Source organism: Oricola indica, assembly GCF_019966595.1.
Taxonomy (GTDB): domain Bacteria; phylum Pseudomonadota; class Alphaproteobacteria; order Rhizobiales; family Rhizobiaceae; genus Oricola; species Oricola indica.
Genome location: NZ_JAINFJ010000007.1, coordinates 1 through 26,473, shown reverse-complemented (window position 1 = coordinate 26,473; position 26,473 = coordinate 1). Strand labels below are relative to the sequence as shown.

At 62.1% G+C, this 26,473-nt stretch carries 24 protein-coding genes and 1 riboswitch; of the genes, 15 read left to right on the top strand and 9 right to left on the bottom strand.

Annotated elements, in window-relative coordinates:
* Window positions 1–5: 5 nt before the first annotated feature.
* The 4 genes from kce to LC343_RS16985 are packed head-to-tail and all read left to right on the top strand — an operon-like array spanning window position 6 to window position 2,811.
* Complete coding sequence (kce, locus tag LC343_RS17000) at window positions 6–932, top strand: 3,5-dioxohexanoate:acetyl-CoA acetone transferase (RefSeq protein ID WP_223478365.1); 927 nt, start codon at window positions 6–8, stop codon at window positions 930–932.
* 1 nt (window position 933) lies between these two features.
* Window positions 934–1,413 (top strand): GNAT family N-acetyltransferase, encoded by a 480-nt coding sequence (locus LC343_RS16995; protein ID WP_223478364.1) that lies wholly within the window; start codon window positions 934–936, stop codon window positions 1,411–1,413.
* Window positions 1,413–2,435, top strand: coding sequence for a histone deacetylase family protein (locus tag LC343_RS16990; protein WP_223478538.1), 1,023 nt, complete (start codon window positions 1,413–1,415; stop codon window positions 2,433–2,435). Before LC343_RS16995 ends, LC343_RS16990 begins: the two co-directional genes overlap by 1 nt.
* A gap of 28 nt (window positions 2,436–2,463) precedes the next feature.
* On the top strand, window positions 2,464–2,811 hold the full coding sequence (locus LC343_RS16985; RefSeq protein ID WP_223478363.1) for a RidA family protein: 348 nt from the start codon (window positions 2,464–2,466) through the stop codon (window positions 2,809–2,811).
* Between the two features lie 15 nt (window positions 2,812–2,826).
* Here the strand turns inward: LC343_RS16985 and kduD are convergent, their stop codons facing one another.
* The 3 genes from kduD to LC343_RS16970 are packed head-to-tail and all read right to left on the bottom strand — an operon-like array spanning window position 2,827 to window position 5,250.
* Window positions 2,827–3,579 carry a 2-dehydro-3-deoxy-D-gluconate 5-dehydrogenase KduD gene (gene kduD / locus LC343_RS16980; RefSeq protein ID WP_223478362.1) on the bottom strand — a complete coding sequence of 251 codons (753 nt, stop codon included), beginning with the start codon at window positions 3,577–3,579 and terminating at the stop codon, window positions 2,827–2,829.
* Window positions 3,576–4,412, bottom strand: a complete 837-nt coding sequence (kduI, locus tag LC343_RS16975; RefSeq protein WP_223478361.1) for a 5-dehydro-4-deoxy-D-glucuronate isomerase — start codon at window positions 4,410–4,412, stop codon at window positions 3,576–3,578. Before kduI ends, kduD begins: the two co-directional genes overlap by 4 nt.
* A gap of 40 nt (window positions 4,413–4,452) precedes the next feature.
* The gene (locus LC343_RS16970; RefSeq protein WP_223478360.1) at window positions 4,453–5,250 is read right to left on the bottom strand and encodes a GntR family transcriptional regulator; all 798 of its coding nucleotides are present in this window, start codon (window positions 5,248–5,250) and stop codon (window positions 4,453–4,455) included.
* Between the two features lie 221 nt (window positions 5,251–5,471).
* Between LC343_RS16970 and LC343_RS16965 the strand changes: the two genes are divergently transcribed.
* The 3 genes from LC343_RS16965 to LC343_RS16955 are packed head-to-tail and all read left to right on the top strand — an operon-like array spanning window position 5,472 to window position 8,334.
* A complete protein-coding gene (locus LC343_RS16965) occupies window positions 5,472–6,431 on the top strand; it encodes a sialic acid TRAP transporter substrate-binding protein SiaP (protein WP_223478359.1) in 960 nt (319 codons plus the stop codon).
* A gap of 26 nt (window positions 6,432–6,457) precedes the next feature.
* Window positions 6,458–7,042 (top strand): TRAP transporter small permease, encoded by a 585-nt coding sequence (locus LC343_RS16960; protein WP_223478358.1) that lies wholly within the window; start codon window positions 6,458–6,460, stop codon window positions 7,040–7,042.
* A 14-nt stretch (window positions 7,043–7,056) separates the two neighbouring features.
* Window positions 7,057–8,334, top strand: a complete 1,278-nt coding sequence (locus LC343_RS16955; RefSeq protein ID WP_223478357.1) for a TRAP transporter large permease — start codon at window positions 7,057–7,059, stop codon at window positions 8,332–8,334.
* A gap of 10 nt (window positions 8,335–8,344) precedes the next feature.
* Here the strand turns inward: LC343_RS16955 and LC343_RS16950 are convergent, their stop codons facing one another.
* Genes LC343_RS16950 through LC343_RS16930 form a run of 5 tightly spaced genes read right to left on the bottom strand, consistent with a single transcriptional unit; the run spans window position 8,345 to window position 12,795 of the window.
* Window positions 8,345–8,806 (bottom strand): hypothetical protein, encoded by a 462-nt coding sequence (locus LC343_RS16950; protein ID WP_223478356.1) that lies wholly within the window; start codon window positions 8,804–8,806, stop codon window positions 8,345–8,347.
* Window positions 8,799–10,064, bottom strand: a complete 1,266-nt coding sequence (locus LC343_RS16945) for an agmatinase family protein (protein ID WP_428982583.1) — start codon at window positions 10,062–10,064, stop codon at window positions 8,799–8,801. The genes LC343_RS16950 and LC343_RS16945 overlap by 8 nt, the downstream gene beginning before the upstream one ends.
* On the bottom strand, window positions 10,057–10,863 hold the full coding sequence (locus LC343_RS16940) for an ATP-binding cassette domain-containing protein (RefSeq protein WP_223478355.1): 807 nt from the start codon (window positions 10,861–10,863) through the stop codon (window positions 10,057–10,059). The genes LC343_RS16945 and LC343_RS16940 overlap by 8 nt, the downstream gene beginning before the upstream one ends.
* Entirely contained in the window at window positions 10,860–11,681 is an 822-nt protein-coding gene (locus LC343_RS16935; protein ID WP_223478354.1) for an ABC transporter permease, read from the bottom strand. Before LC343_RS16935 ends, LC343_RS16940 begins: the two co-directional genes overlap by 4 nt.
* 52 nt (window positions 11,682–11,733) lie before the next feature.
* Window positions 11,734–12,795, bottom strand: a complete 1,062-nt coding sequence (locus tag LC343_RS16930; RefSeq protein ID WP_223478353.1) for a putative urea ABC transporter substrate-binding protein — start codon at window positions 12,793–12,795, stop codon at window positions 11,734–11,736.
* Between the two features lie 95 nt (window positions 12,796–12,890).
* A riboswitch (guanidine-I (ykkC/yxkD leader) is annotated at window positions 12,891–12,994 on the bottom strand.
* A 314-nt stretch (window positions 12,995–13,308) separates the two neighbouring features.
* Here LC343_RS16930 and LC343_RS16925 point away from each other — a divergent pair.
* The 5 genes from LC343_RS16925 to LC343_RS16905 all read left to right on the top strand — a co-directional run bounded on the left by LC343_RS16925 (window position 13,309) and on the right by LC343_RS16905 (window position 22,156).
* A complete protein-coding gene (locus LC343_RS16925; RefSeq protein ID WP_223478352.1) occupies window positions 13,309–14,505 on the top strand; it encodes an efflux RND transporter periplasmic adaptor subunit in 1,197 nt (398 codons plus the stop codon).
* The gene (locus LC343_RS16920; RefSeq protein WP_223478351.1) at window positions 14,502–17,681 is read left to right on the top strand and encodes an efflux RND transporter permease subunit; all 3,180 of its coding nucleotides are present in this window, start codon (window positions 14,502–14,504) and stop codon (window positions 17,679–17,681) included. Before LC343_RS16925 ends, LC343_RS16920 begins: the two co-directional genes overlap by 4 nt.
* A 163-nt stretch (window positions 17,682–17,844) precedes the next feature.
* Complete coding sequence (locus LC343_RS16915; protein ID WP_223478350.1) at window positions 17,845–18,567, top strand: ABC transporter ATP-binding protein; 723 nt, start codon at window positions 17,845–17,847, stop codon at window positions 18,565–18,567.
* 4 nt (window positions 18,568–18,571) lie between these two features.
* Complete coding sequence (locus LC343_RS16910; RefSeq protein ID WP_223478349.1) at window positions 18,572–20,932, top strand: ABC transporter permease; 2,361 nt, start codon at window positions 18,572–18,574, stop codon at window positions 20,930–20,932.
* A gap of 3 nt (window positions 20,933–20,935) precedes the next feature.
* Window positions 20,936–22,156 (top strand): efflux RND transporter periplasmic adaptor subunit, encoded by a 1,221-nt coding sequence (locus LC343_RS16905; protein ID WP_223478348.1) that lies wholly within the window; start codon window positions 20,936–20,938, stop codon window positions 22,154–22,156.
* Between the two features lie 12 nt (window positions 22,157–22,168).
* On the opposite strand, the gene LC343_RS16900 is transcribed toward LC343_RS16905, so the two are convergent.
* A complete protein-coding gene (locus tag LC343_RS16900; RefSeq protein WP_223478347.1) occupies window positions 22,169–23,395 on the bottom strand; it encodes an NAD(P)/FAD-dependent oxidoreductase in 1,227 nt (408 codons plus the stop codon).
* Window positions 23,396–23,753: 358 nt separating this feature from the next.
* Here LC343_RS16900 and sthA point away from each other — a divergent pair, with 358 nt between their 5' ends.
* The 3 genes from sthA to LC343_RS16885 all read left to right on the top strand — a co-directional run bounded on the left by sthA (window position 23,754) and on the right by LC343_RS16885 (window position 26,200).
* The gene (gene sthA, locus LC343_RS16895) at window positions 23,754–25,160 is read left to right on the top strand and encodes a Si-specific NAD(P)(+) transhydrogenase (RefSeq protein ID WP_238484365.1); all 1,407 of its coding nucleotides are present in this window, start codon (window positions 23,754–23,756) and stop codon (window positions 25,158–25,160) included.
* 72 nt (window positions 25,161–25,232) lie between these two features.
* A complete protein-coding gene (locus tag LC343_RS16890; protein ID WP_223478345.1) occupies window positions 25,233–25,664 on the top strand; it encodes an antitoxin Xre/MbcA/ParS toxin-binding domain-containing protein in 432 nt (143 codons plus the stop codon).
* The gene (locus LC343_RS16885) at window positions 25,661–26,200 is read left to right on the top strand and encodes an RES family NAD+ phosphorylase (RefSeq protein WP_223478344.1); all 540 of its coding nucleotides are present in this window, start codon (window positions 25,661–25,663) and stop codon (window positions 26,198–26,200) included. Before LC343_RS16890 ends, LC343_RS16885 begins: the two co-directional genes overlap by 4 nt.
* Window positions 26,201–26,473 lie beyond the last annotated feature (273 nt).

Sequence of the window (26,473 nt, the reverse complement as noted above, 5' to 3'; positions counted from 1 at the left end):
TTACCATGTCGAAAATCATCATCACCTGTGCCGTCACCGGCTCGATTCACACACCGTCCATGTCGCCGCATTTGCCGGTCAGCGCCAACGAGATCGCCGAACAGTCGATCGCGGCGGCGGAAGCGGGCGCCGCGATCCTGCATCTGCATGCGCGCGACCCCGAAAACGGGAAGCCGTCCGCCGCCCCCGATCACTTCATGGCCTTCCTGCCGCGCATCAAGCAGGCCAGCGACGCGGTGATGAACATATCCACCGGCGGCAGCGCGACCATGACGTTGGATGAGCGCCTGGAGGCGCCGAAGCGCGCCGAACCCGAAATGTGTTCGCTCAACATGGGCTCGATGAATTTCGCGCTCTATCCTGCGGCCGAGAAGATTTCCGACTGGAAGTACGACTGGGAGAAACCCTTCCTCGAGAACTCCGACGACCTGGTTTTCAAGAACACCCCGCGCGACATCGCGCGTATCCTGACGGAACTCGGCGTCGAGCGCGGCGCGCGCTTCGAATTCGAGTGCTACGATGTCGGGCACCTGTACATGCTTCGCCATTTCGCGGATCGTGGCCTGATCAAGCCGCCATACTTCATCCAGTTCGTTTTTGGCGTCCTCGGCGGCATTGGTCCCGACCCGGAGAATCTGAGCCACATGAAGCTGATCGCCGACAAGCTGTTCGGTTCGGACTACGCCTTTTCGGTGCTCGCGGCTGGCCGCCACCAGATTCCGCTGACCACCATGGCGGCCGCGATGGGCGGGCATGTGCGCGTCGGACTGGAGGACAGCCTCATGATCGCGCGCGGAAAGCTCGCGACCTCGAACGCCGAGCAGGTCGCCAAGATCCGTCGCATCGTGGAGGAACTGGGCCGGGAAGTGGCGACCCCGACGGACGCGCGCGCAATGTTGGGGCTCAAGGGCGCCGACCGGACGGCGATTTGACATGGACGCCATCACGATAAGGCGGGCGGTCGCCGAAGACATGGAACAGTTGAACGAGGCGCTTAGGCATCTCTCCGGCGAGATCGGAGACGAACACGGCGGGACGGCCGGGCTGCTTCGGAAGGCCGGGTTCGGGGATAACCCGGCCTTCCGGGCATTGCTTGCCGAAGCGGACGGCCTGGTTGTCGGCGCGGCGCTCTATTCACCCGTCTTTTCCACCGTCATGGCGTCTGCGGGTGTTTATGTTTCCGATTTGTGGGTCGCGGATGCCGCGCGCGGGCAGGGGCTCGGCAAGCGCCTCCTGAGCGCCGTTGCCGAGGATGCCGGAACCGTCTGGAATGCAGGTTATCTCAAGCTCGCCGTCTATGACGATAATGATGGCGCGCGGGCGTTCTACGACCGGCTCGGTTTCGCGCCCATGGCGGACGAGACCATCATGCTGCTCGACCGGTCCGGATTCGAGTCGCTGAAAGGACAATGATGAAAGCGATACTCGACGAACGCCAGCGCCGCCACGATCCGAAGCACTTCATGGCCAATGGCACGTTGCTGCCCAATCCAGAACAGCCGAAGCGCATCGATATCCTGAAAGCGGCGGCGGAAGCGGCGGGTTGCTCTTTCGAGGCGCCGACCGATGAGGGCATGGGACCGATTGCGTCTTTGCACACGGCCGAATACATCGTCTTTCTGCAGAACATCTACCGCCGCTGGCAATATATCGAAGGGGCCGGCGCGGAAGTTGTCCCGAACATCCACCCGGCCAACAGGACCGATTCCTATCCCAAGTCGGCGATCGGCCAGGCCGGATACCACCAGGTCGACACGTCTTGCCCGATCGCGGAAAACACTTTCGAGTCAGCCTACTGGTCGGCGCAGACCGCGATACGCGGCGCGGACCATATCGCCTGGGGTGAGCGTTCTGCCTATGCGCTGAGCCGTCCGCCCGGTCACCACGCCTATGCCGATCTTGCGGGCGGGTTCTGCTTCTTCAACAATGCCTGCATCGCCGCCGAAAGGCTGCGAAAGGCCGGAAAGCGGCCGGCAATCCTCGATATCGACGTACATCACGGCAACGGCACGCAGGGGATATTCTATCGCAGGGCCGATGTTCTCACCCTGTCGATCCATGCCGATCCGGCACGCTTCTATCCGTTCTTCTGGGGCCACGCGCATGAGCGCGGCGAGGGCGACGGCATTGGTTGCAACATGAACCTTCCACTCGACCGTGGCACCGGCGACGACGCCTATTTGAAAACACTCGATATCGCCTTTGAACGAATCGCGGCATTCGGAACCGACGCCCTTGTCATCGCCCTGGGTCTCGATGCGCATATCGACGACCCGTTCAAGGGACTGGCAGTCACGACCCCGGGCTTCGCGCGTATCGGCGCGGCGATCGCCGGGCTTGGCCTGCCGACGCTTTTCGTGCAGGAGGGCGGTTATGTTTCCGACGCACTCGGAGACAATCTCACCCATGTCCTGCAGGGTTTCTCGGAAGCCTGATCGGACAAACCACCACGACGAGGACAATATGAGCGACATTAACCGTATCGATTCCGGCACGCGCATGAGCCAGGCCGTTATCCACAATGGCACGGTCTATTTGGCGGGCCAGGTCGGCAACCCGGGCGACAGCGTCACCGATCAGACAAAGAGCATTCTTTCGAAAATCGAAGCCCTGCTTTCGCAGGCAGGATCCGACAAGACGAAAATCCTGCAGGCGGTCATCTGGCTCGCCGACATGTCGGATTTCGCGGAAATGAATGCCGTGTGGGATGCCTGGGTCGAGCCGGGTCATGCCCCGGCGCGCGCCTGTGGCGAAGCCAAGCTGGCGACGCCCGAATACACCGTCGAGATTATCGTCGTCGCCGCGCAGTAAGTGGTTTTCCGGGGGCTAGCGCGCCAGCCAGCCCCCATCGACCGGCAGTAAAATACCGTGGACATAGCGTGCCGCGTCCGAGGCCAGATAGACCACGGCGCCTGCGATGTCTTCGGGCTCGGCCCAGTGGCCCGCGGGAATCCGGTCGAGGATTGCCTGGTAGCGGACGGGATCGTTGCGCAACGCCTCGGTGTTGTTGGTGACGACGTAGCCGGGTGCGACCGCGTTGACATTGATGCCGAGCGAAGCCCATTCGCAGGCGAGGAGCCGCGTCATTCCAGCCAGTCCGCTTTTCGCTGCCGTGTAGGAGGCGATGCGGATGCCGCCCTGGAACGACATGAGCGAGGCGATATTGACGATCCTTCCGCCGCCGCGTTCCTTCATGTGCCGCGCGGCCGCCTGCGACAGGAAGAAGGCGGATTTCAGGTTCGTGTCCATCACCGCGTCCCAGTCGTCTTCGGTGAAGTCGAGCGCGGCGTTGCGGCGGATGATGCCGGCATTGTTGACGAGAATGTCGACCCCGCCGGACCATGCGATGGCCTCTTCGATGACCGGTGCGAGGTTCGCCGTCACCGAAAGATCCGCCCGGATCGCGTGAAAGCGCTCGGGGGCGTCGATTTTCTCCTTCGTCTCGTCCATGGCGGAGCGCCCGACCGCGACGATCTTCGCACCGGCCCCGGCAAGTGCGACCGCGCTGGCCTGACCGATTCCGGTATTCGCGCCGGTCACGACCGCCGTCCGGCCCTCGAGGCTGAATTGGTCGATCATCGCAGCGTCTCCATCGAAACCATGTCCATGTCGGTGAACTCCTGATTGTCGCCCGCCATCGACCAGATGAACCCGTAATTCGATGTTCCGGCCCCGCAATGGACGGACCAGCCGGGCGAGATGATCGCCTGTTCGTTGGCGACGACGAGATGGCGCGTTTCGTCCGGTTCGCCCATGAAATGAAAGACGCGGGCGTCAGGGGCCATGTCAAAATAGAGATAGGCCTCGGACCGCCGGTCATGCGTGTGGCACGGCATCGTGTTCCAGACGCTGCCGTCGGCAATCATCGTCATGCCCATCAGCAGCTGGCATGAAGCGCAGATATCGGGGTGGATATATTGCCGCAACGTGCGCCGGTTCGCGTCGCTGTCACTGCCGATGTCGAGACGGTTGGCGTCGGATTGCGCAATGAGGCGGATCTCATGGCTGTGATGTGCCGGTGTCGATACGAAGTAGAACCGGGCCGGATCGTCGGCGTTTGCGCTGGAGAAAGAGATCGCTTCGACGCCCATCGGCACATAAAGGCAATCCCCGACGGGAAGGGGATATTCCTTCCCGTCGAGGATCACGGCGCCCCCGCCGCCAATGCTGAAAATGCCCATTTCGCGCCGCGCGAGAAATGTGGGCGCGACGAGTTCCGCCGGGGCGTCGAGCGTCAACACGTCGGCGCCGGGAACGGCGCCACCCAATATCGTGCGGTCGACATGCGAATAGGTCATGCGGATCGCGCCTGGCGAAAACAGGTCGGTGACAAGAAAATTTTCGCGCAGCGCGGTCGTGTCGAACGAACGCGCTTCCGCGGGACTGACAGCTTGTCGGATCGAAATGGTCATGGGTTCACACAGCCCTCCCTTGCCGCGTGTGGTCCGCCGGTCAATTTGCGAGCAATTCGCTGTCGAGGGCGGGGTCGAAAAGGAAATAATTCGGCCACAGGTCGCGGAAGACCGCGATGTCGAGCTGCAGCTTGTTGAGATGATAGGCCATGCAGTTCACGGCCTCGTCCGGCTCGCGCCGTTTCATGGCATCCAGAATGGCCTCGTGTTCGCCGACCACCTTGAGCATGCGGCCCGGCTGCGGCAGCGTCAGGCGGCGATAGCGCTCGATCTGGATGCGGATTTGCTGGATCAGGTCCCATATGCCGGCGAGCCGGCCGGCGGCGGCGATGGCTGCGTGGAAGTCGTCGTCGGCCTTGTGGAACGCTTCTTCCTCGCCGGCCTCGGCCCGCTCGCGCTGGCGCTGGATGATTGCGCCCAGTTCCATGAACTGGCTTTCGCTTGCCTTGAGCGTCGCTTCGCGAACCGTAACCGCTTCCAGCGCGTGCCGCGCAACGATCGCTTCGCGCACCATCGACAGCGGAATGCGGGCGACGAAGGTCCCCGATTTCGGAATGACGTCGATCAGCCGGTCCTCGGCAAGCCGCAGCACCGCTTCGCGCACGGGCGTACGGCTGATGCCGTAGCGCTGCGTGATCTCTTTCTCGTGGATCGCGGTGCCGGGAACGAGCTTCATTGAAATGATGTCGCGCCGAAGGTCCTGATAGACGATGTCGGAATTCTTCGCCGGGACGGCCGAAACGTGATGGCCGTTCGCGTTCGGTGGCGCATTGGGCGAACGCGGCTTGCGCTGCCGCGCCGTTTCCTCGCCTGTCATGGTCTGAGTTCCGTCCTTCATGCCGTTCCGCCTGCGAATCGCACCCTTTTTTCGTTCCATTGTTAGTCCCGACCGACGCCTTTCCCAACGGACTTGGCATTCACCGGAGACGCAGCCACTTGCGGCTCATCTTTTTCTAGTATATTAGATATATCTTGTATACCAGAAAATTCGAACATGTCGATGGAGGAAGGGCATTTTCGCCCGATCGACACGCAAGGGAGGAAGCGATGTTTCGAAAAATGATCACACTGACGGCCGTTGCCGCCACGGTGGCGCTGAGCGCCACGTCCGCCGCATTCGCGGTGGAGCTCAAATGGGCGCATGTCTACGAAGTCGGCTCCGACTATCACCAGGTTGCCGAATGGGCTGCCGAGGAGGTCGCCAAGCGCACGGACGGGCGCGTCGAAATCAAGGTGTTCCCGGCCTCATCGCTGGGCAAGGAGGTCGAGATCAACGAAGGCCTCGGCATCGGTGCGGTGGACATCATCTATACCGGACCGAGTTTCGTCGAGCGCTACTACGGACCGATCGCCATCTCTGATTATCCGTTCATCATGCGCGGCTTCGATCACTGGAAGTCCTATCGCGGAAGCGATCTCTTCAAGGATCTTTCGGCCGGCTACAAGGACGCGACCGGCCACACCGTGATGGGGCTCGTTTACTACGGCCAGCGCCACGTGACCTCGAACTTCCCGATCCTCAAGCCAGATGACATGGAAGGCCTGAAGATCCGCGTGCCGAACTCGCCGGTCATGCTGATGTTCCCGAACGCGGTCGGCGCCAATCCGACGCCGATGGCCTTCTCGGAAGTTTACCTTGCCCTTCAGCAGGGCGTGGTCGACGCGCAGGAAAACCCGCTGCCGACCATCAAGTTCAAGAAGTTCTACGAGGTGCAGTCGAACATCAATCTGACCGGACACCTCCTGAACTCGCTGCTGATCATCGCGTCGGACAGCGCTATGGGCAAGATGGGCGACGATTCCGACGCGGTTCGCGAAGTGCTGGAAGAGGCCGCTGCAAAGGTGTCCGACAGCATCTACCAGGCTGAGACCGATCTCATTTCCTGGTTCCGCGACCAAGGCACGCAGGTCAATGAAATCGACCGCAAGCCCTTCCAGGACGCGGTGTTGCCGAAGCTGACCGACTGGGACAAGGTGCCTTACGACAAGGAGCAGTTCGACCGGCTCCAGGCGCTTTGACAAACCGCGATTGCGGATAGACAGACATGAGCACTTTGCCTGTCGACAAGACCGAAAAGGAGCGCGCAAATCCTGCGCGCTCCGTTTTCACGGCCACGGAGGATTCCGGGCCGATCGACATCAAGCCGGTCGATCTGCCCGGGCTTCTTGCGCTCTGGTGTCTTGCGGTCATCGTCTTTCTCCAGTTCTTCACCCGCTACGTGCTCAACGACAGCCTGGCGTGGACGGAGGAGATCGCGCGATACGTTCTGATCCTGGTCGCATTTTTCGGTGCCGTCACGGTGACGCGCAGGGGGACGCATATATTCCTGGAGTTCTTCTACCGTTACGTTCCGGCGCTCGCCGGCAAGTGGCTGGCAGTCGCGATGGAACTGCTGTCGTGCCTCTTCTACGGCTACATGTCCTGGATCGCCGTTGAACTGGCGCTGAAGACGAAAACGAAAATGGCGTCGGCCGAAATTCCCAAAAGCCTGCTCTATTGGGGCGTCGCCGCGGGTCTTGCGGTCATGGCGTTCTTTTCATTCGTGTGGCTGGTCCGGAAAATCCGCCAGCAGCCTGAAACCGTGCTGCGCGATATCGCCGAGCACGCCCTTTCCGACATTCAAGACTAGGTAGTGGCGCGGCCATGGAACTGACCCTGATGTTCGTCATCCTTTTCGCGCTGCTTATCGCCGGCGCGCCGGTGGCTGTCGCGCTTGGCCTGTCGTCTCTCTATTTCATCGCGACCTCGGGGATGCCGAGCCTCGTGGTCCTGCACAACATGGTCAATGGCATCAATTCGTTCCCGCTGATCGCGGTGCCGTTCTTCATCATGGCCGGGCACTTGATGAACACGGCGGGCATCACGACGAAGATCTTCACCTTCGCGCGGGCCACCGTCGGCTGGATGCATGGCGGTCTCGGTCACGTGAATGTCGGCGCGAGTGTCATTTTCGCAGGTATGTCGGGCGCGGCCGTGGCGGATGCCGGGGGGCTCGGCAATATCGAGATCAAGGCGATGCGGGAAGCCGGCTACGACACGGATTTCTCGGTCGGCATCACCGCCGCGTCCTCGACGATCGGGCCGATCATTCCGCCGTCACTGCCGCTGGTCGTCTATGGTGTCATTGCGGATACATCGATTGGCCAGCTTTTCGCGGCCGGCCTGATACCCGGAATGATCATGGCGCTGGCTCTGATGGTCATGGTCGGTTTCTACTCGCGCATCCGGAACTATCCGCGTGACGACCGGTTCGAGTTCCGGGTTTTCCTGAGAACATTCGTCGATGCACTCATGCCGCTCTTCACGCCGATCATCATCGTTGGCGGAATTCTGACTGGCATGTTCACGCCAACCGAGGCGGCCATCGCTGCCGTTGCCTATTCGCTTTTTCTCGGCGTCTTCGTCTACCGGACACTCGACATCCAGCGGATACTGCGCGTGTCGATGGAAACCATCGAGACGACGGCGTCGATCATGATGATCGTCGCAGCCTCCGCGATCTTCGCCTGGATCCTGACCGCCAACCAGGTCGCCCAGCTCTTCGCCAACGAGTTGCTGGGCCTGACGGAGAACCCGACGATGATCCTGCTGATCATCATGGCGATCGTGCTCTTCGTCGGCTGCTTCATGGAAACGATTGCGGCGATCACGATCCTGACGCCGGTGCTGCTGCCGGTGGCGATGCAGATCGGCATCGATCCCGTGCATTTCGGCATAATCCTTATCCTGAACCTGATGATCGGCCTTCTGACTCCGCCCGTCGGCATGGTGCTTTACGTGCTTTCGAAGGTCGCCGATGTCCCCTTCGAGCGCTGCGTCATCGCGACCGCGCCGTTCCTCGTGCCGTTAGGCGCGGTGCTGCTTCTGCTCTCCTTCGTACCCGGCCTGTCGATGTGGCTGCCGGTCTATCTCTATCGATAGACCGGGCGGCTCATTTCTCGGCGCGAGCCGCGAGGATTTCCGAAAGGTCGATGTCGTCGCGCTCGGTCAGTGAGACATAGGTGAAGGTCATCGTCTCGCGTTCGGACACCATCTTTCCGGGGTAGGGGAGGTAGACGAGCTCACGCGAACCGAAGGCGGGCGAGGCGGTGCCCAACTGCCAGCGGGATTCGATCCGGGTCTCGATCAGGTGCATCGCGAGACCGTCGGAACCCTGAAGCTTGAACGGTACGCCCGCGACACGCAGAAATGAGGTCTTGTCGTCGGCTTTGCGGTAGCCGTCGAGGAAGGCTGTCGCAAGCACACGCAGTTCTTCCGCGCGTTCTTTCGCGGCATCGCCATGCACATGGGAATGCAGGTGTTCTCCGTGATCATGCGCATGATTGTGGCCCGGACCGTGGTGATGGTGGTGTCCGTGATCGTGATGGTGGGGATGGTCGTGATCGTCATGCATGGTTCTTCCCCCAACCCTGGCCATCGACATCCGGACCGGCCGGGATTTGCACCGGCTTGTCGATGATGGATTTGTGGGCGCCCATCTTGCCGTGGCTGACCAGCGTGCCGAGAACGTCGACGATCACGCGGGTCGCCAGCAGCGCGGTGATGTCCGAGGTGTCGTAGGGCGGCGAGACCTCGACGACCTCCAGCCCGCAAATACCTTCCGCGGCGACCAGCGAGACCAGTTCCAGCGCCTCTCGCGGCAGGAACCCGCCGGGCTCCGGCCAGCCGGTACCGGGTACGAAGCCGCAGTCCACGCTGTCGATATCGAATGAGATGTAAACGGCGTCGGCGTCCTTCCATGCGAGTTCGAGCGCGCGGGCGGCGGTTTCCGCCAGACCCATCTCCTCGATGTCGCGCATGGTGAAGATGTTCGTGTTGCGCTTGCGCGCCTCCTGCACGCCCTCGCGTGGCACCTGCCAGCCGCCGATACCGACCTGCACGAGGTTCACGGCCGGAACGTTTGCGAGGTCCGTTGCGTGGAACCAGGGCGTCGTGTGCATTCGCTCGTCGAGATCCTTTTCCTGGATATCGATGTGCCGGTCGAAATGCACGATGCCGATGCGTTTGGAGGTGCATTGCGCGATGCCGCGCACGCAGGGAAAGCCGATGGAATGGTCGCCGCCAATCATGATCGGCAGCGCACCCGATGAGGCGACATGCGAAACGGCCCGCGTGATCTGATCGAAGGTCTTCTCGATATTGGCGGGGATGGTGAAGACGTCGCCGACGTCGCACAGCGTCATCTGCTCGCGCAGGTCGATGCCCATCTCGTAATTGTAGGGCGTGTAGAGCGCGGAGATCTTGCGCACGCCCTGCGGGCCGAAACGGGTTCCCGGCCTGTATGTCGTGCCGCCGTCGAACGGAATGCCGATGATCGCGGCATCATAGGCGCCGACCTTGGTGACGTCCTCGATATAGGGCGCCTTCAGGAAGGTGTTGATGCCGGCATAATGCGGCAGTTCCCCGCGCGAGAAGGTGGGGATCGACTTGTCTTCGAGCGAATCCGAGCCGGTCAGCCCCATGCGCAGCGCCCACTGGCGCTCCTTCTGCCATGCCGCCGAAGGGAGTTCCCCTTCCTTCTCCGCCGCCTTCCAGCCGCGCATGTTGAGCTTGTCGAAATCCGGATGGTGCAGCCTCTGCTGTTCATCGCGCAGCGTCAGGCCGGCCTTGCGGCCGGCGCGCGCCGGTTTGGACGGGAACATGTCACGCATTGGGAGCGTCTCCTCTTGTAGTGTTCTTGAGAGCGAATAGCGCCTTGGCATCGGGGATGGTTTGCGCGCCCGGCCGGCCGAGCGGCAGGTCGTAGGTGATCGTCGCGCCCCAGCGGTCGGGCGCGTCGGGATCGTGGCGGATCTTGTCGAAGACGAGAACGCGAGTGCCGAGCTTGAAGGCTTCGTGGATATCGTGCGTGACCATGAAGATGGTCATGGAAAGCTCGCGCCAGAGCTCGAGCAGCAGTTCCTGCATGTCGGCCCGGATGCCGGGATCGAGCGCGCCGAACGGCTCGTCGAGGAGCAGGATCTTCGGTTTCTTCAAGAGGGCCTGGGCGATGGCGAGGCGTTGCTGCATGCCCCCCGACAACTGCGCCGGATATCGGTCGCGCGCCGGAGAAAGTCCGATACGGTCGAGCGTTTCCGCGATCTCCTCGCGTGCTTTTGTCCGCGCCGCGCCGCGCAGCTTGCCTGAAAACGGCGCGGCGTCGAATTCCGCCGAAAGGATCAGGTTTTCCTCGACGGTCAGGTGCGGGAACACGGAGTAGCGCTGAAAGACGATGCCGCGGTCGGGTGTCGGTTCCGTGGGCAGCGGTTCGCCGTCGATCAGGATCCGCCCGCGCGACGGGGTTTCCTGGGACAGGAGCATGCGCAGGAAGGTCGACTTGCCGCAGCCCGACGCGCCGACGATGGTGCAAAGGCTGCCCGCCGCGATGTCGAGGTCGAGGCGTTCGAGCACGACGGTGCCGGCATAGATTTTCGCTACGTTCTGGACGGAGACTTTCGGCTGAGCGCTCATAGGCTTTCTCCCTGCATGTGATGCCACGGGAACGCCTTGCGCGAAGCGAGCAGGAGAAGCCGGTCGAGGATAAAGGCGAGCAGCGTGATCCAGATGACGTAAGGCAGGATCACGTCCATCGCGAGGTAGCGCCGGACGAGGAAGATTCGATAGCCGAGGCCGGAGGTGGATGCGATGGCCTCAGCCGAGATCAGGAATATCCAGGCCGGCACGAGGCCGAGCCGGATCGCGGTGATCAGTTTCGGCAGGATTTGCGGCAGCACGACGCGCATCATCATCTGCCAGACGGATGCGCCGAGCGTTTCCGCCTTGATGATCAGTTCGCGCGGAAGCTCCATCACCGCTTGCGCGACCGAGCGGATCATCACCGGCGCGGTGCCGACGACGATCAGCATGACTTTCGAGAGTTCGCCGAGGCCGAAGATGATGAACAGGATCGGCAGGACCGTGATCGGCGGGATCAGCGAGAACGTTGCGACGAAAGGCGCCATCGAGGCCCGGACATGCGGAATGAACCCGATCAGGATGCCGAGCGAAAGCGCGAGAAGGATCGAGATGCCCATGCCGGCGGCGAGGCGTTCGAGGCTGTCGAGCGTGTCCATCCACAACAGCAGGTCGCCGGAGCGCCGATCCGGCGTGAACGCCATGCGGCCGAAGGCTGACGCCATGTCTGGTAGCGACGGCAGCAGCTTGTCGGCGGGATTGTCCAGTCGCCGGTAATGGCTGGCGACGGCATATGCGACAATCACGGCCACGAACGGCGCCGCGCCGAGCGCGAAGGCGGTGATCCGCGAGGGTTTCCGGTTGATCAGGCGCATGGAGATCCCGAGCAGATGGCCCGGCGCGCTCGGCGCCGGGCGCGGGTTGAGCTCACAGGGCGCCGTCGGCGGCCATCGTCATGTAGGTCGTGTCGAACCGAAGCTTCACATTCGCCTCATCGCCATAGACGGAGCCGTCGGGGAAGGAGACCCCCACGAATTCCGGGCTTGGCGCACCTTCGCCAAGGATGCCCTTGTCGAAGAGGAATTCGGCGACGAATTGCATCGTCTTCGGCAGATCGCCGGACTCGGTAAACGCGACGGCATCGGCCGGTGCGTAGAACATCTCGGTGGAATCGAGCTGCGACTTGTAACCTGCGAGGTCGGTCCCCGAGGCTTCGGCCATCGCGGTCAGCGCTTCCTCGTCGCCGGAAGCCATCAACTCCATGACTTCGTACCAGGCGCCCGCCAGCGCCTTGCCGAAGGCCGGGTTGTCCGCCAGCGTCTCGGTGTTGACCATCATGATGTCGATGATCTCACCGGGAATGCCGGCCGAGTCGAACACCTTGTTGGCATTGGACTGTGTCAGGATTTCCGAGACCAAGGGATTCCACGTCACGACGGCGGTGACGTCGTCGGTCGCATAAGCCGCGATCATGTCCGCGTCGGACGTGTTGACCACCGTGACGTCGCGTTCCGAAAGATCGACAGACTCCAGGGCGCGGGCCAGGAGGTAGTGCGAGACCGAGAGCTCGACGAGGTTGACGTTCTGGCCCTCGATTTCGGCGAGGTCGCTCTTGTCCTTCAGGATGATGGCGTCGTTGCCGTTGGAATAGTCGCCGACGATCAGTGCCGTCGTATCCACGCCGCCGCCGGCCGGGATCGACAGGGCATCCATATTGGTCATCGAGCAGCCGTCATATTCGCCGGCCGTGTACTGGTTGATCGACTCGACATAGTCGTTGATCTGAACGATCTCGACATCGATGCCGTATTTCTCGGCCCATTTGTCCATGATGCCGGAGTCTTCGAGATAGCCCCATGGCATCCAGCCGACATAGATCGACCAGCACACCTTGAAGTCCGTTTTTTCCTCCGCAGCCGCCTGGCTGATTGAAAGGGGCAATGCCAGCGTTGCCGCCAGCCCGAGGGTGGTGATGAGTTTTGTGATCATGCTCCTGCCTCTCAAGTTTCGTGCGGTCTGGCCGCATTCATGGGAGGTTCGAGCGCACATCCGGGAGAGGTCTGCGCGCGCAAACCTGTGCAGTTGTCTCCCGGGATTTTGCCCCGCCGTGTCACCGCCTTGCATTCGGCGGCTTGCACCTCTTGGACCAGACATTCGCAATCGAACCGGAACCCTAGGCGCCTCTGCACGACTTGAGGGAAAGCAAGGCCCGTGCCAGAGCCGTTTCGCCGCGAATTCGTCGCGATACCGCAAGGGAAATCGCCCGAATCCCGGATTTCTGGCTATTTTTTGTGCGCCGGGTGCCTTTTCCTTGGTGTCTCGTCGGGTCGGCGAGCGTTCCAAAGGTGACCGGTTGAGCATCCGAGACACGCCATCATTACAATTCCTTAATGTTTGATTTTCCGGGTGCCAGATATCGAAGCTCCGCTATATTCATTCGCAATATCCCGGATCGAGAACAGCCGAACCGGGCGGCTGACGGATGTCGGGATCGCGGCGCAAATGAAGATTTGGAAGCAGATTGTCTGGTCGCTGGTGCTAGCGGGAGGCGCATTCCTTGGCTGGGCATGGTTTTACCCCGGCGCGGGAGACACGCTGGCCCGATACGGTATCGACTGGTTCTCGGTCTCATCGACCGGGCAGCAGGCAGGCGATGCCCGCTCAGGCGGTGGCGCGCCGCGTCGCGGCGGTTTTTCCCGCGAAGCGCTCGTTGTTGTCGCGCCGGTGGGGCAGGGCGTCGTCAACGACCGCCTGACCGCCATCGGGACCGGACAGGCCGTACGCACTGTCTCCATGCGCCCGCTGGTTGCCGGCCAGATCGCCGAAATTCCCGTGACATCGGGAGCGAGGGTCGATGCGGGCGACGTGATTATCCGGCTCGATTCCGCGGAGGAGGAACTGTCTGTCGAACGGGCGAGGCTGGCGGCCATGGATGCCGAACAGAAAGCGACGCGGCTTGGAAGCCTTGCCGAGCAACGCGCCATCAGTTCCGTCGAAGCCGATGCGGCCCGCACTGAACTGCAGACCGCGCGGGTCGCGCTGAGGGAAGCGGAACTCGCATTGAGCCGCCGCACCGTAACGGCACCCATATCCGGTTCGCTTGGGATTCTGTCGGTGAATGTGGGCGACTACATTACCAATCAAACCGATATCACGACCATCGACGACCGAAGCGAGATCCTCGTCGAATTTCATGTTCCGGAGCGTTTCGCAGCCGCGATGACCGTCGGCAAACCGATTGAGGCGACCGCGATTGCACGGCCCGGCGAGACGTTCGAAGGGTCCGTCACCGCGGTCGACAACCGTGTCGATGAGAGCAGCCGGACGCTGCGGGTCCGTGCCCTCGTTCCCAATCAGAGCGATCATCTGCGCGCGGGCATGTCGTTCGAGGTCGAGATCCAGTTCCAGGGCGAGACCTATCCGACGATCGACCCGCTCGCGGTCCAGTGGGATTCCACGGGCCCCTATGTCTGGCGCGTGGTCGACGGCAAGGCGGAACGCGTGGAAGTGGCGATCATTCAGCGCAATGCAGACCGGGTCCTTGTCGAAGCCGAAATCGCGGAAGGCGACGAAGTGATCACCGAGGGCGTTCAAAGCGTGCGACAGGGCGCCGCCGTTCGGATCGCCGGCGCTGAGCCGAATGCCGAGCAGCAGGGTGGTGGCGGCGAGAGACCCGGTTCCGGAGGTGCGGGCTCATGACCGACACGGCGAGTGAACCGGAGAAATCATCGGAAGATCGGCCGGGCCTGACAATCGAAAAGCTCGCCTCGGGCGGCACCGCGATCTTTATTCGCCGCCCTGTTCTCGCATTGGTGATCAACATGCTGATCGTCGTCGCCGGCCTTGCCGGGCTTTACGGCGGCGAGGTGCGCGAATTGCCCGATGTCGATCGCCCGGTCATTTCGGTGCGGACGGACTACAGCGGTGCGTCGCCGGAAACCATCGACAGGGAACTGACCGCCGTCATCGAGGGCGCCGTGGCGCGCGTTTCCGGCGTATCGTCCATTTCCTCGGACTCATCCTTCGGACGCAGCCGTGTCACGATCGAGTTCTCCGATGACACCGACCTGTCGACTGCCGCCTCCGATATACGGGACTCCATAGGCCGCATCACGAACCGCCTTCCGGATGGCGCGGATGAGCCGCAGATCGTCAAGGCGGATGCCGATGCGAGCGCTGTGATGCGGCTTGCCGTAACCTCTTCCACCATGTCGGTGCAGGACATGACGGTTCTCGTCGAGGATGAGGTGGTGGATCGGCTGGCTGCCGTTCCCGGCGTCGCCGACGTGCAGGTCTATGGCGGGCGCGACAAGGTGTTCCGCATCGATGTCGACCAGTCCCGGCTCGCCGCGCTCGGATTGACTGTCGCCAATCTGCGCAATGCGCTGGCCAGCGTGTCCTACGACGTGCCCGCCGGCTCATTGACCGCAAACACGCAGGACATCGTGGTCCGCGCGACCGCGGATGTGACGTCGGTCGAGGATTTCGAGAATCTCTACATAAACGATCGGGTCCAGTTCAAGGATGTCGCTTCCGTCACCCTCGGAGCCGATCCCGGCGATTCCTCTCTGCGCGCCAATGGCCAGACCGGCATCGGCATGGGCATCGTTCGTCAGGCGAAATCGAACACGCTGGAGATTTCCAACGGCGTTCGCGCGGCGGCCCGGGACCTCCAGGGAATTCTGCCCGAAGGCGTCGATATCCGCGTGACAAGCGACGACGCGACCTTCATTCGCGGGTCCATCGACGAGGTGCGCCGAACGCTGCTGCTCGCCATCGGGATCGTCGTCGCCGTCATATTCCTCTTCCTGCTCGACTGGCGCGCGACGCTGATCCCCACGGTGACGCTTCCGATCGCCCTCATCGGCACCTTCGCGGCGATCTACCTCGCCGGATTCTCGATCAATATCCTGACCCTTCTCGCCCTTGTTCTCGCGACCGGGATGGTCGTGGACGACGCGATCGTCGTACTCGAGAACATCGTGCGCAAACGCAATGAAGGGCTTGGGCCGCGCGCCGCCGCGGTTGTCGGCGTGCGCGAGGTGTTCTTCGCCGTCGTGACGACGACGGCGACGCTCGCCGCGGTTTTCATCCCGATTTCCTTCCTGCCCGGTCAGGCGGGTGGCCTGTTCCGCGAATTCGGCTTTGTTCTGGCCTTCGCCGTCATGCTGTCGAGCGTCGTGGCGCTGACCTTGAGTCCGATGCTGGCATCGCGCCTGATCCGGCGGCGCGACGACACCAAGGTCCACGGCGCAACCCCGTTGCACCGCTTTGGCGGTGCGATGGTGTCGTTCTATCAATGGCTCTTGCACAAGGCGCTCGATGCGCCGCTGGTCATCGTCGTCGTTGCCGTGATCGTTTCCGGCGTGGCGTTGGCGCTGGCGCGTACAATTCCCCAGGAACTGACACCGCCGGAAGACCGTTCGGTCGCTCTCATGCGGGTCAGCGCGCCACAGGGTGTCAGCCTCGAATACACGCGTGAGAAGATGCGCGAGATCGAGAGACTCGTCATGCCGATGCGTGAAAGTGGCGAGGTCGAGAACATCTTTTCCATTGCCGGGCTCGGAGCAAGCACGAATTCCGGCTTCATGGTCTTGTCGCTGGCGCCCTGGGAGGAACGCAGCCGAAGCCAGGCCGATATCGTCGCGGATATGAACCGGCTGACCTCGCAGGTTCCCGGCGTGCGCGCATTCGCCATCCAGCCCAACAGTCTCGGCATTCGCGGGGCAGGCAATGGCCTGCAGTTCGCCTTTGTCGGAAACAGCTATGCGGACCTCGGCGAAGCCGCGGAGGCGATGGTGCGCCAGATGGAGGACGATCCACGCTTCCAGCAGGTGCGGCTTTCCTACGAAACGACGCAGCCGCAACTGTCGGTGCGCATCAACCGGGACCGTGCGTCCGATCTGGGGATCGATATCGATGGCCTCGCGGAGGCGATACAGGCGCTTCTGGACGGCCGGGAAGTGGCGCAGGTCTTCATCAATGACCGGTCGTTCCCGGTCAAACTGATTTCGACCACGACGCCGATCAACGACCCGACCGACCTGGAGGCGATCTATCTGAAGACCGGCGACGGCCGTATCGTGCCCATGTCGGTCATCGCCGACCTGCAGGAAAAGGCGGTTGCGCCGAGCCTGAATCGTGAGCAGCAACTGCGCTCCGTTTCCATGCGGACGAACATGGCCGAGGGTTTCTCGCTGGGCGAAGCCTATCGCGAAGTGGTTCGCATGGCCGAACCGCTCCTGCCGCCGGGCGCGCGTGTCGTCCCGCTGGCCGAAGCCGCGACGCTGGACCAGTCGTCGCGCGACATGGCGTTTACTTTCGGTATCGCGATCGTGGTGGTGCTTCTGGTGCTGGCGGCGCAGTTCGAGAGTTTCGTCTCTGCGCTGATCATCATGGCAACCGTGCCGCTGGGGCTCGCTTGCGCGATTTTCGCCATGGCGATCACGGGTACGAGTCTCAATGTCTACAGCCAGATTGGCCTCGTTCTGCTGGTTGGCGTCATGGCCAAGAACGGTATCCTGATCGTCGAATTCGCCAACCAGTTGCGCAATCGGGGCCGATCCGTTCGCGAGGCGATCGAACAGGCCGCGAATATCCGCCTTCGTCCGGTGATGATGACGATGATCTCCACCGTGCTTGGAGCGGTTCCGCTGATCTTTTCCTTCGGCGCCGGGGCAGAGGCGCGCACCGCGCTTGGCTGGGTGATCGTCGGCGGGCTTGGCCTTGCGACGCTTGCAACCCTGTTCCTGACACCGGTCGCCTATCTCCTCCTTGCGAGACTGTCCGAGCCGAGTGCCGTTGGCGAAGAGAAGCTGCAGCGCGAATTGCAGGAAATGGCCGAGCGCGACGACGCCCACGTCGGCGTTCAATAGGGGAAAAGCGCATTCCGGCACTCGGTTGAACGAGGCGGAAACCGCCATCCGTGTCGTTCCCAGAGTCCGCCGCCGCGCCGGATTTCAATTGCGCCGCCTCTTGAGCGCGATCAACGCATGCGTCTATTGATCGGGCATAGTGCGGTTTCACAGGCGGTTCGACATGGAAGAAAAGCGAAAGGCCGAAATCGTATTCCGCACCGATGACGTGACCAAGGTCTACGACACGGGCGAGGTGAAGGTGTATGCGCTTGCCGGCGTCGATCTGGAATTATTCTCGGGCGAACTGACGGTCCTGCTCGGCCCGTCGGGAAGCGGCAAGTCGACGCTTCTGAACATCCTCGGTGGCCTGGATCATGCCACGAGCGGCGATGTCTGGTTCCGCGATCTGGAGCTTTCGAAACTCAACGACCGGGAACTGACGCGGTACCGGCGCGACAATGTCGGTTTCGTCTTTCAGTTCTACAATCTCGTCCCGAGCCTTTCGGCGCGAGAGAATGTCGCTCTCGTCACCGATATTGCTCCCGATCCGATGCGCCCGGAAGACGCGCTTTCCCTCGTCGGGCTAGGCCATCGCCTCGATCATTTTCCGGCGGAGATGTCGGGCGGCGAACAGCAACGGGTGGCCATCGCCCGCGCCATCGCCAAGCGGCCCGATGTGCTTCTGTGCGACGAGCCGACCGGAGCGCTCGATTCCAAAACCGGCATCACGGTCCTGCAGGCATTGAAGGACATCAACGACCAGTTCGGAACCACGACGGCGGTGATCACGCACAATGCCTCGATCCGCAAGATGGCGCATCGCGTTATCCGTTTCCAGGACGGCAGGATCGGCGAGGTCGAGGTGAACGACACGCGCATCGACCCGAAAGACATACAGTGGTGAGGCGATGAGGGCGCTCGACAAGAAATTGCTGCGCGATTTCCGCCGTCTATGGGCGCAAGGCCTGTCGATTGCGCTTGTGCTGGCCTGCGGCGTCGCCATCGTGCTGATCTCATACGGCATGTACGGTGCACTCGAAAACACGCGGTCGGCCTATTACGAGCGCAACCGCTTTGCCGATGTCTTCGCATCCGCGACGCGGGCGCCGCGCAATCTGAAGGACGAGATCGCCGGGATCGAGGGTGTCTGGGCGGTCGAACTGCGCACGGTCAAGGATGCGGTGCTGGACCTTCCGAACCGGGTCAAGACCGCGACCGGCCGCATCATCTCGCTGCCGGCCAACGGCGCGATCCTGAACGTGCCTCTGGTGCGGTCCGGCCGTCCGCCCGATCCGGATGCTTCCGATGAGATCATGGTCAACGAGCCCTTCGCGCTCGAAAACGACTATCAGCTCGGCGACATCATCCAGGCCAATCTGAACGGCCGCAAGCGTCCGCTCACGATCGTCGGCACGGCATTGTCGCCTGAATATATCTATACGATCGGACCGGGCTCCCTGATGCCCGACAACGAGAATTTCGGCATCCTCTGGATGGCCGAAAATGCTGCCGCCTCAGCTTTCGACATGTCCGGCGCGTTCAACGATGTCAGTCTGAAACTGACACGCAGCGCCGATGCCGACGAGGTGGTCGACCGTCTCGATGACATTCTACGACCATATGGCGGCACGGGCGCATACGGGCGCGACCAGCAAATGTCCGATGCCTTCATCGATTCCGAACTGCTCGGACTGGAGACCATGGCGCGCATCCTGCCGCCGGTTTTCTTCGGAATCGCGGCGTTTCTCGTCAACATGGTGATCGGCCGCATCGTCGCGCTGGAGCGTAGCCAGATCGGTCTTATGAAAGCGCTCGGCTACACCAATTTCACGATTGCGATGCACTACATCATGCTGTCCGCGCTGATCGCCGTCATTGGCGTGCTGATCGGCTGGGGGCTCGGCACATGGGCGGCGCGGGGCATGGCGCTGATGTATGCCGAGTTCTTCACCTTCCCCTATCTGATCTTCAGCGTCTCCAAATTCACCTATGTGCTCTCCGGTGTCCTGGGCCTGCTGTCGGCGGCTCTCGGCGCGGTATTCAATGCGATGAAGGCGGCGCGGTTGGCGCCCGCGGTCGCGATGTCACCGCCGGCTCCCCCGAATTTCCGGCGCGGGCTGTTCGACCGCTTGTTCGCCTCGATGCGGTTGTCGCAACCGACCATGATGATCCTTCGCGGCATCATGCGCTGGCCGCTGCGTGCATCCCTGACGTCTCTGGGCATGGCGCTCGGTGTTGCGGTTCTCGTCGCCTCGAGCTTCTTCGACGACTCCATGGAAGAGATCCTCGATGTCGCGTTCTTCCAGTCCAATCGCCAGGACGCGATCCTGCTTCTCTCCGGCGATCAGCCGCTTTCGGTTCTCGAAGATATCGAGCGACTGCCCGGTATTCTGCGGGCGGAGGGCCAATACAGCCTGCCGGTGCGCCTGACGAACGGCCACCTGGAAAAGCGGGTGTCGATCGAGGCGAGCTGGCCGAATGCCGATCTGAGCCGCGTCATCGATCCCGACGGCAAGGTGATCGAAGCGCCGGCTGAAGGTATTCTTCTGACAAAGCGCCTTGCCGGCCAGCTCGATGTCAGACCGGGTGAATGGATCGATGTCGAATTCCTGACCGGTCGCCGGGAAGAACACCACCTCGTGGTGAGCGGTATCGTCACGCAATATTTCGGCATGGGAGCCTATATGGATGCGGAATACGCGGCGCGGCTATTTCGCCAGTCGCCGCGCATTTCGGCCGCCAATGTGCTTGTCGACGAAAATCGTATCGACGAACTGCATCAGGAGTTGAAGGATACGCCCAATCTGGCCGGTCTGATCATGCTCACGGATACGCGCCAGACCTTCCGCGACACGATCAAGGAAAACATCGTGATCCAGTCGGTCATCTACATCGCGATCGCGGCCATGATCACCATCGGCGTCACCTACAACAGCGCGCGCATCCAGTTGTCGGAACGCGCCCGCGAGCTGGCCAGTCTGCGCATTCTCGGCTTCACCAATGCGGAAGTCTCATACATCCTGATGGGCGAGACATTGTTGCTGGCAATCGTCGCCCAGCCGCTTGGATGGGCGGTCGGTGCGCTGCTCGCCTGGGGAATGAGTTTCGCATTCGCAAGCGACCTCTACACGATTCCGGTCGTTCTGAAGAACCACACCTTTGGCTTTGCGAGCGTGGTCGCGCTCGTGGCTGCCGTCGGCTCCGTCCTCGTTGTCCGCAGGCGCCTCGACACGCTCGACCTGGTCTCCGTCATGAAAACGCGGGAGTAATTCATGCCGTTCAAACCTCGCACGATCATTGGCACTTTGGTGGGCCTCGCGGCTGTCGCCGGACTGCTCTACGTCGCTTTTCGGGACGACCCGGTTCCGGTCGATCTTGTCGCGGCAAACCGCGATGTGATGCGCGTGACCGTCGATGCAGACGGCAAGACGCGGATCAAGGACATTTTCGAAGTGTCGGCCCCGATCGCCGGCACGGCGCAGCGCTCGCCGGTCTCCGTCGGCGAGGATGTTGTCGAAGGCGTGACGGTTGTCGCGATCGTTCAACCGTCCGAGACCGGATTTCTGGACACCCGCACCCGCGTTCAGGCCGAAGCCGCTGTACGTGAAGCGGAGGCCGCGTTGCAGTCTGCCGAGACATCCGTGCGACAGGCCGAAGAGGAACTGAACTACGTGATAACGCAGTATACGCGTATCCAGACCCTGGTCGATCGCGGCGTCGCCTCCCTGACCCAGCTGGAGGATGCCGCGCAGACGAAGAGCGTTCGGGAGGCGGCGCTCGACTCCGCAAAGGCCAATCGCGCGGCCGCCGAGAGCGCGCTCGAACGCGCGAAGGCGGCGCTCATCGAACCCGGTCCGCCGCAAAACGGTGAAACGGACGAGAATTGCTGCGTGCCGATCATGGCGCCGTCCGACGGCGTCGTCCTCGACATCGTGAATGTCAGCGAACGTCCCGTACAGGCGGGTGCGCAACTCCTCTCGATCGGGCAGCGCGACAATCTCGAAATCGTCGCCGACATCTTGTCATCCGAGGCAGTTCGCATCGAAGAAGGCGCGCCCGCGCTCGTCGAGCGCTGGGGCGGCGACGAAACCTTGCGGGCCCGTGTGCGCGAGATCGATCCGGCGGCAACGACCAAGGTCTCCGCACTGGGTATCGAAGAGCAGCGCGTCGACGTGACACTCGATTTCGAGAACGGCGATGTCGCCGGCAAGGGGCTCGGCAATGGCTACGCCGTTTTCGTGCGCATCATTGTCTGGGAGGGCGAGGATGTCCTGCAGGTGCCCATATCCGCGCTGTTCCGCAATGATGGCGGCTGGGCATTGTTCGCCTATGAAAACGGCATCGCGCGGCGGGTTCCCGTCGAAGTCGGTCGTCGCAGCGGCCTGATGGCGGAAATCCTGTCCGGTGTGGACGAGGGCGCGCGCGTCATCACGCATCCGAGCGACAGGGTCGAGGACGGCGTCGAAGTCGTCGATCGGGCGACGCTGAACTGACCGAAACGGCCTCTATCCCTGGAGAGCTTTCATGGCGGCGCGCAGGTCGAACGCGTCGTCGGCGATCTGCTCCGGCGATATCATTGCTCCGCCTTCCAGCAGCTTGCGGCTCATGGCGTAGGTTGCCGCATCGTTGAGGCAATCGACAGCGATGAACCGGCCCTGCCTGAAATAAAAGTGCGATACCGCGCCTTCGCGCTTGCCCGGTCGAACCACGACCGCGTCATATCCCCGGTTGAGGCCGGCGATCTGGAGCTTCATGTCGTACTGATCGGACCAGAACCATGGCGTGGGCGCGTAAACAGTATCGATACCGGCAATGTTGGCGGCCACGACGGCGGCCTGATCATGGGCGTTCTGCACCGATTCCAGCCGTGTCGGCATATTGTCGAATGGCAGGACTGTGCAATCTCCCGCAGCCAGGATTTCGGGATCGGATGTCCGCCCGTGATCATCGACGACGACGCCGACGGCCGTTTCCAGCCCCGCCGCTTCGGCGAGCTGGACATTTGGTGCGATACCGATCCCGACAATTGCGAGATCGAGCGGCAGTTCCTCTCCATTGGCGAGCTTGACCGCCGAAGCGATGCCGCCTGCTTCGACCAGCCGTTCGATCTGTGTGTTCTCGAGAATCGTCACGCCGTGAGACTGGTGAAGCGCACGGAATGCGTCCGCCGTCTCCCGGCAGGCGACCCGGCGCAAAATCCGCTCGGCGGCCTCGACGACAGTGACATCGAGCCCTTTCTTCGCGGCCTCGGCGGCCGCCTCCAATCCGATATAGCCGCCGCCGATAACGACCAGCTTCTGGCCGGGCTTCATGTCGGTCATGAGCCCGTTGGCATCGTCGAGCGAGCGCATGACGCGGACATTCGGCAAATCCCCGCCGATCTCGGCGGGAAGGCGGCGTGCCTCCGCGCCAGTCGCGAGAACAAGCGCATCATAGGAGAGCCCGTCGCCGGAATCGAGGTGAACATGGTGGCCGACGCGGTCGATCGCCGTCGCCGCGACACCGAGTTTGAGCGCGATATTGTTTTCCTCGTACCAACTGGCGGGACGCAGTCTCAACCGGTCGAGGCTCATCTCGCCGGACATGTAGGCCTTCGACAAAGGCGGGCGCTGATAGGGCAGTTCGTTCTCGCCGCAGACGAGCGTGATTTCCATGTTCGCGTCGTGCTGGCGTAATGCGGCAGCCGCCGCGACGCCCGCGTGGCTTCCCCCGATGATGACGGTATGTGACATGCAACTCCCCGGTTGAGACGAATACGGACTCGCTTTCGATCTCTTCTTAGCAAGATGTGCGGCGGAGTTGCGACCCTAAACACCAAGCGAAGTTTCGCCCCCCGTCGGGCACGCCTTGTCATCCGCCGGTTGGATCGGAATGCGAGGTTTTCACGCGGACTCTCAAGCCGATTGGCTAACCGATTCAGGATGCGGCACTTTTCGCGGACCGTCGTCCGTCGTCGTATCCGGGCCGGCCCAGGAGGGCGAGGATGCCGAATATGAGACAGGGGCTGGATTTTGCCCCGGCTTCTGACCGATAGTGTGTATCGGGAGGAGGCCCACGTACCGAGGGGAAAGTCACGTGGACCACTACGATATGATCGTCATCGGCAGCGGCCCGGCAGGCCGTCGTGCCGCAATTCAGGCCGCAAAGCTGGGCAAGGACGTGCTGGTCGTCGAGCGCGGCGGACGTGTCGGCGGCGTGTCCGTTCACACCGGAACGATACCGTCGAAGACGCTGCGCGAAACCGCGCTCAATCTTTCCGGCTGGCGCGAGCGGGGCTTTTACGGCCGATCCTACCGCGTTAAGCAGGACATCAACGCTGACGACCTTCGCCGGCGCCTGCACCTGACGCTCTCTCACGAGGTCGAGGTGCTCGAACACCAGTTCGCCCGCAACCAGGTCTCGACACTGCGGGGCGCGGCGAAATTTACCGATCCGCACACGATCGAAGTCGAGGGCGAGGAGGGCGAGACCTTCACCATGTCGGCGGATCGTTTCCTGATCGCCGTCGGCACCATCCCGTTTCGCCCCGACTACATTCCCTTCGACAATGGCGTTTCGGTTTTCGACTCCGACGAAATCCTCGAACTCCCGGACCTCCCGCGCTCGATCGCCGTCATTGGTGCCGGTGTGATCGGCGTGGAATACGCGACGATCTTCTCCGCCCTCGATGTCCATGTCACGCTGATCGAGCCGCGCGATTCCATGCTCGATTTCATCGATAACGAGTTGATGGAGGACTTCACCTATCAGTTGCGCGACCGCGGCATGGCCTTGCGTTTCGGCAAGAAGGTCGAGAGCGTGACGCGCAACGAAAGGGGCTGCGAGGTAACGCTCGAGGGTGGCCGCAAGGTGCGCTCGGAAATGCTGCTCTTTGCCGCTGGACGCATGGGCGCGACCGGTTCGCTCGGTCTGGACGCCTGTGGGCTTGAGGTCGATCATCGCGGCCGTCTCAAGGTCGATCCCGAGACGCTGCAAACCTCCGCGCCGCATATCTACGCGGCCGGCGACGTCATAGGCTTTCCGAGCCTCGCCTCGACATCGATGGAACAGGGACGGATCGCAGCCTGCCATGCGCTCGGCGTGCCGGCGCATGAGCCGCCGGAGTTCTTTCCCTATGGCATTTATGCGGTGCCGGAGATCTCGACCGTCGGCATGACGGAGGAAGAGGTGAACGAGCGGGGCATACCCTATGAATCGGGTATCGCGCGTTTCCGGGAAACGTCACGCGGCCACATCATGGGCCTCGATCGCGGCATGTTGAAGATGCTGTTTTCCCTGAAAACCCGCCGCCTGCTCGGCTGCCATATCGTAGGCGAAGGCGCGACCGAACTGATCCATATTGGCCAGGCCGTGCTCAACCTGAAAGGTACGCTCGACTATTTCGTCGAAAACACCTTCAACTATCCGACGCTTGCCGAAGCCTACAAGATCGCGGCGCTGGATGCCTGGAACCGCATGGGCGCGGGCGTGCCGGTGGCGCAGGTCAAGGATGGATGACCGTCTAAGCTTGACTTGCTCACACAGAGTGCCATATTCAAGAGCATATAAAGCTGTAAATTGGTATGGCATATGTCTGAAAAGGCTGAAACCGCGGGACTGGAAGAAAGCGTAAGTGCCTATCGCGCGCCTTTTGCGCGTCGTGGCCTGTCCGTGGTTTCGGCATTCGAGGACAAGGATCAGATGATTTCCATTGATAAACTCGCCGACGGATTTGGCATGTCGAAGGCGCAATTGGCTGAAACAGCCGGGTTGAAACCCGATACGATCTATCGCGCCGCGCGGCTCAATGCCCGTCCGGCACAGACGCGGCTTCGCGAGATGCTGGAAATCCTTGGCCGTGTCGCAGGTTGGGCCGGCGGCCCGCTGCAGGCGCTGTCATGGTACCGCGCTGAACCGATTCCGGCCTTTGGTGGTCGGACCGCTGAATCCCTCGTCAAGAACGGCAAGGCGGCGACAGTCCGCGATTATCTCGATCACGTCGCAACCGGCGGATTTGCTTGAGGTTTCAGGGCGTCTGCTACCGGGCGCACGACCCGAGATGGGCTTGGGCGCCCATATCCGGCGAGGGGGCGGCGATCCATGGGGGACGCTTCAATCCAAAGGGCGTGCCGGCGCTCTATCTCGCCTCGACAGTCGAGGGCATGTACGCGGAAATGGGCCACGGCTTCGTCCGCCGCTTCGAACCGTTGACCGTGTGTAGCTACGATCTCGACATCGAGGATATGGCCGACCTTCGGACCCCGTCAGCCAGAGATGAAGCGGGCGTTGCGCTTACGGACATGACGAGCCCATGGCTCTTGGACATAGCCGACGGCCGGCGGCCGAAATCCTGGGATGTCGCACAGCGATTGATCGACGAGGGTGTCGCGGGCGCATTGGTGCCTTCCTTCGCCATTGGCGCGCGCCCTGACCAATTCAACGCGGTTCTGTGGAAATGGAGCGCCGAGCCGCCGCATCGCGTGACGGTGTTCGACCCGTCCGGCCGCTTACCGATGGATCAGAGCAGTTGGAAAACAGACAGTTCGCCACAGTTTTAAATATATTAATGAGAATACCTTCCGTCGTCATTATTCTAACGTAAGGCGACCTCTTCAGGGCTTGCTAGAGGGTATTGTTTTCATCGTGTATTGCAGAGAAAACTGTGATTAAAGGAATTCTGCGACGGAGAAACACTGTGAATGAGCCGATTCATGTCGCGCTTTCCTATGAGGAAGATCTTCCTGAGTGGATGGCTAGGGTCCAGACTCATTCAGACCCAGAACGCGATGAGAGTGGCAAGCGCGACAGCGGACAGGAAGTTGCGGGCGAGC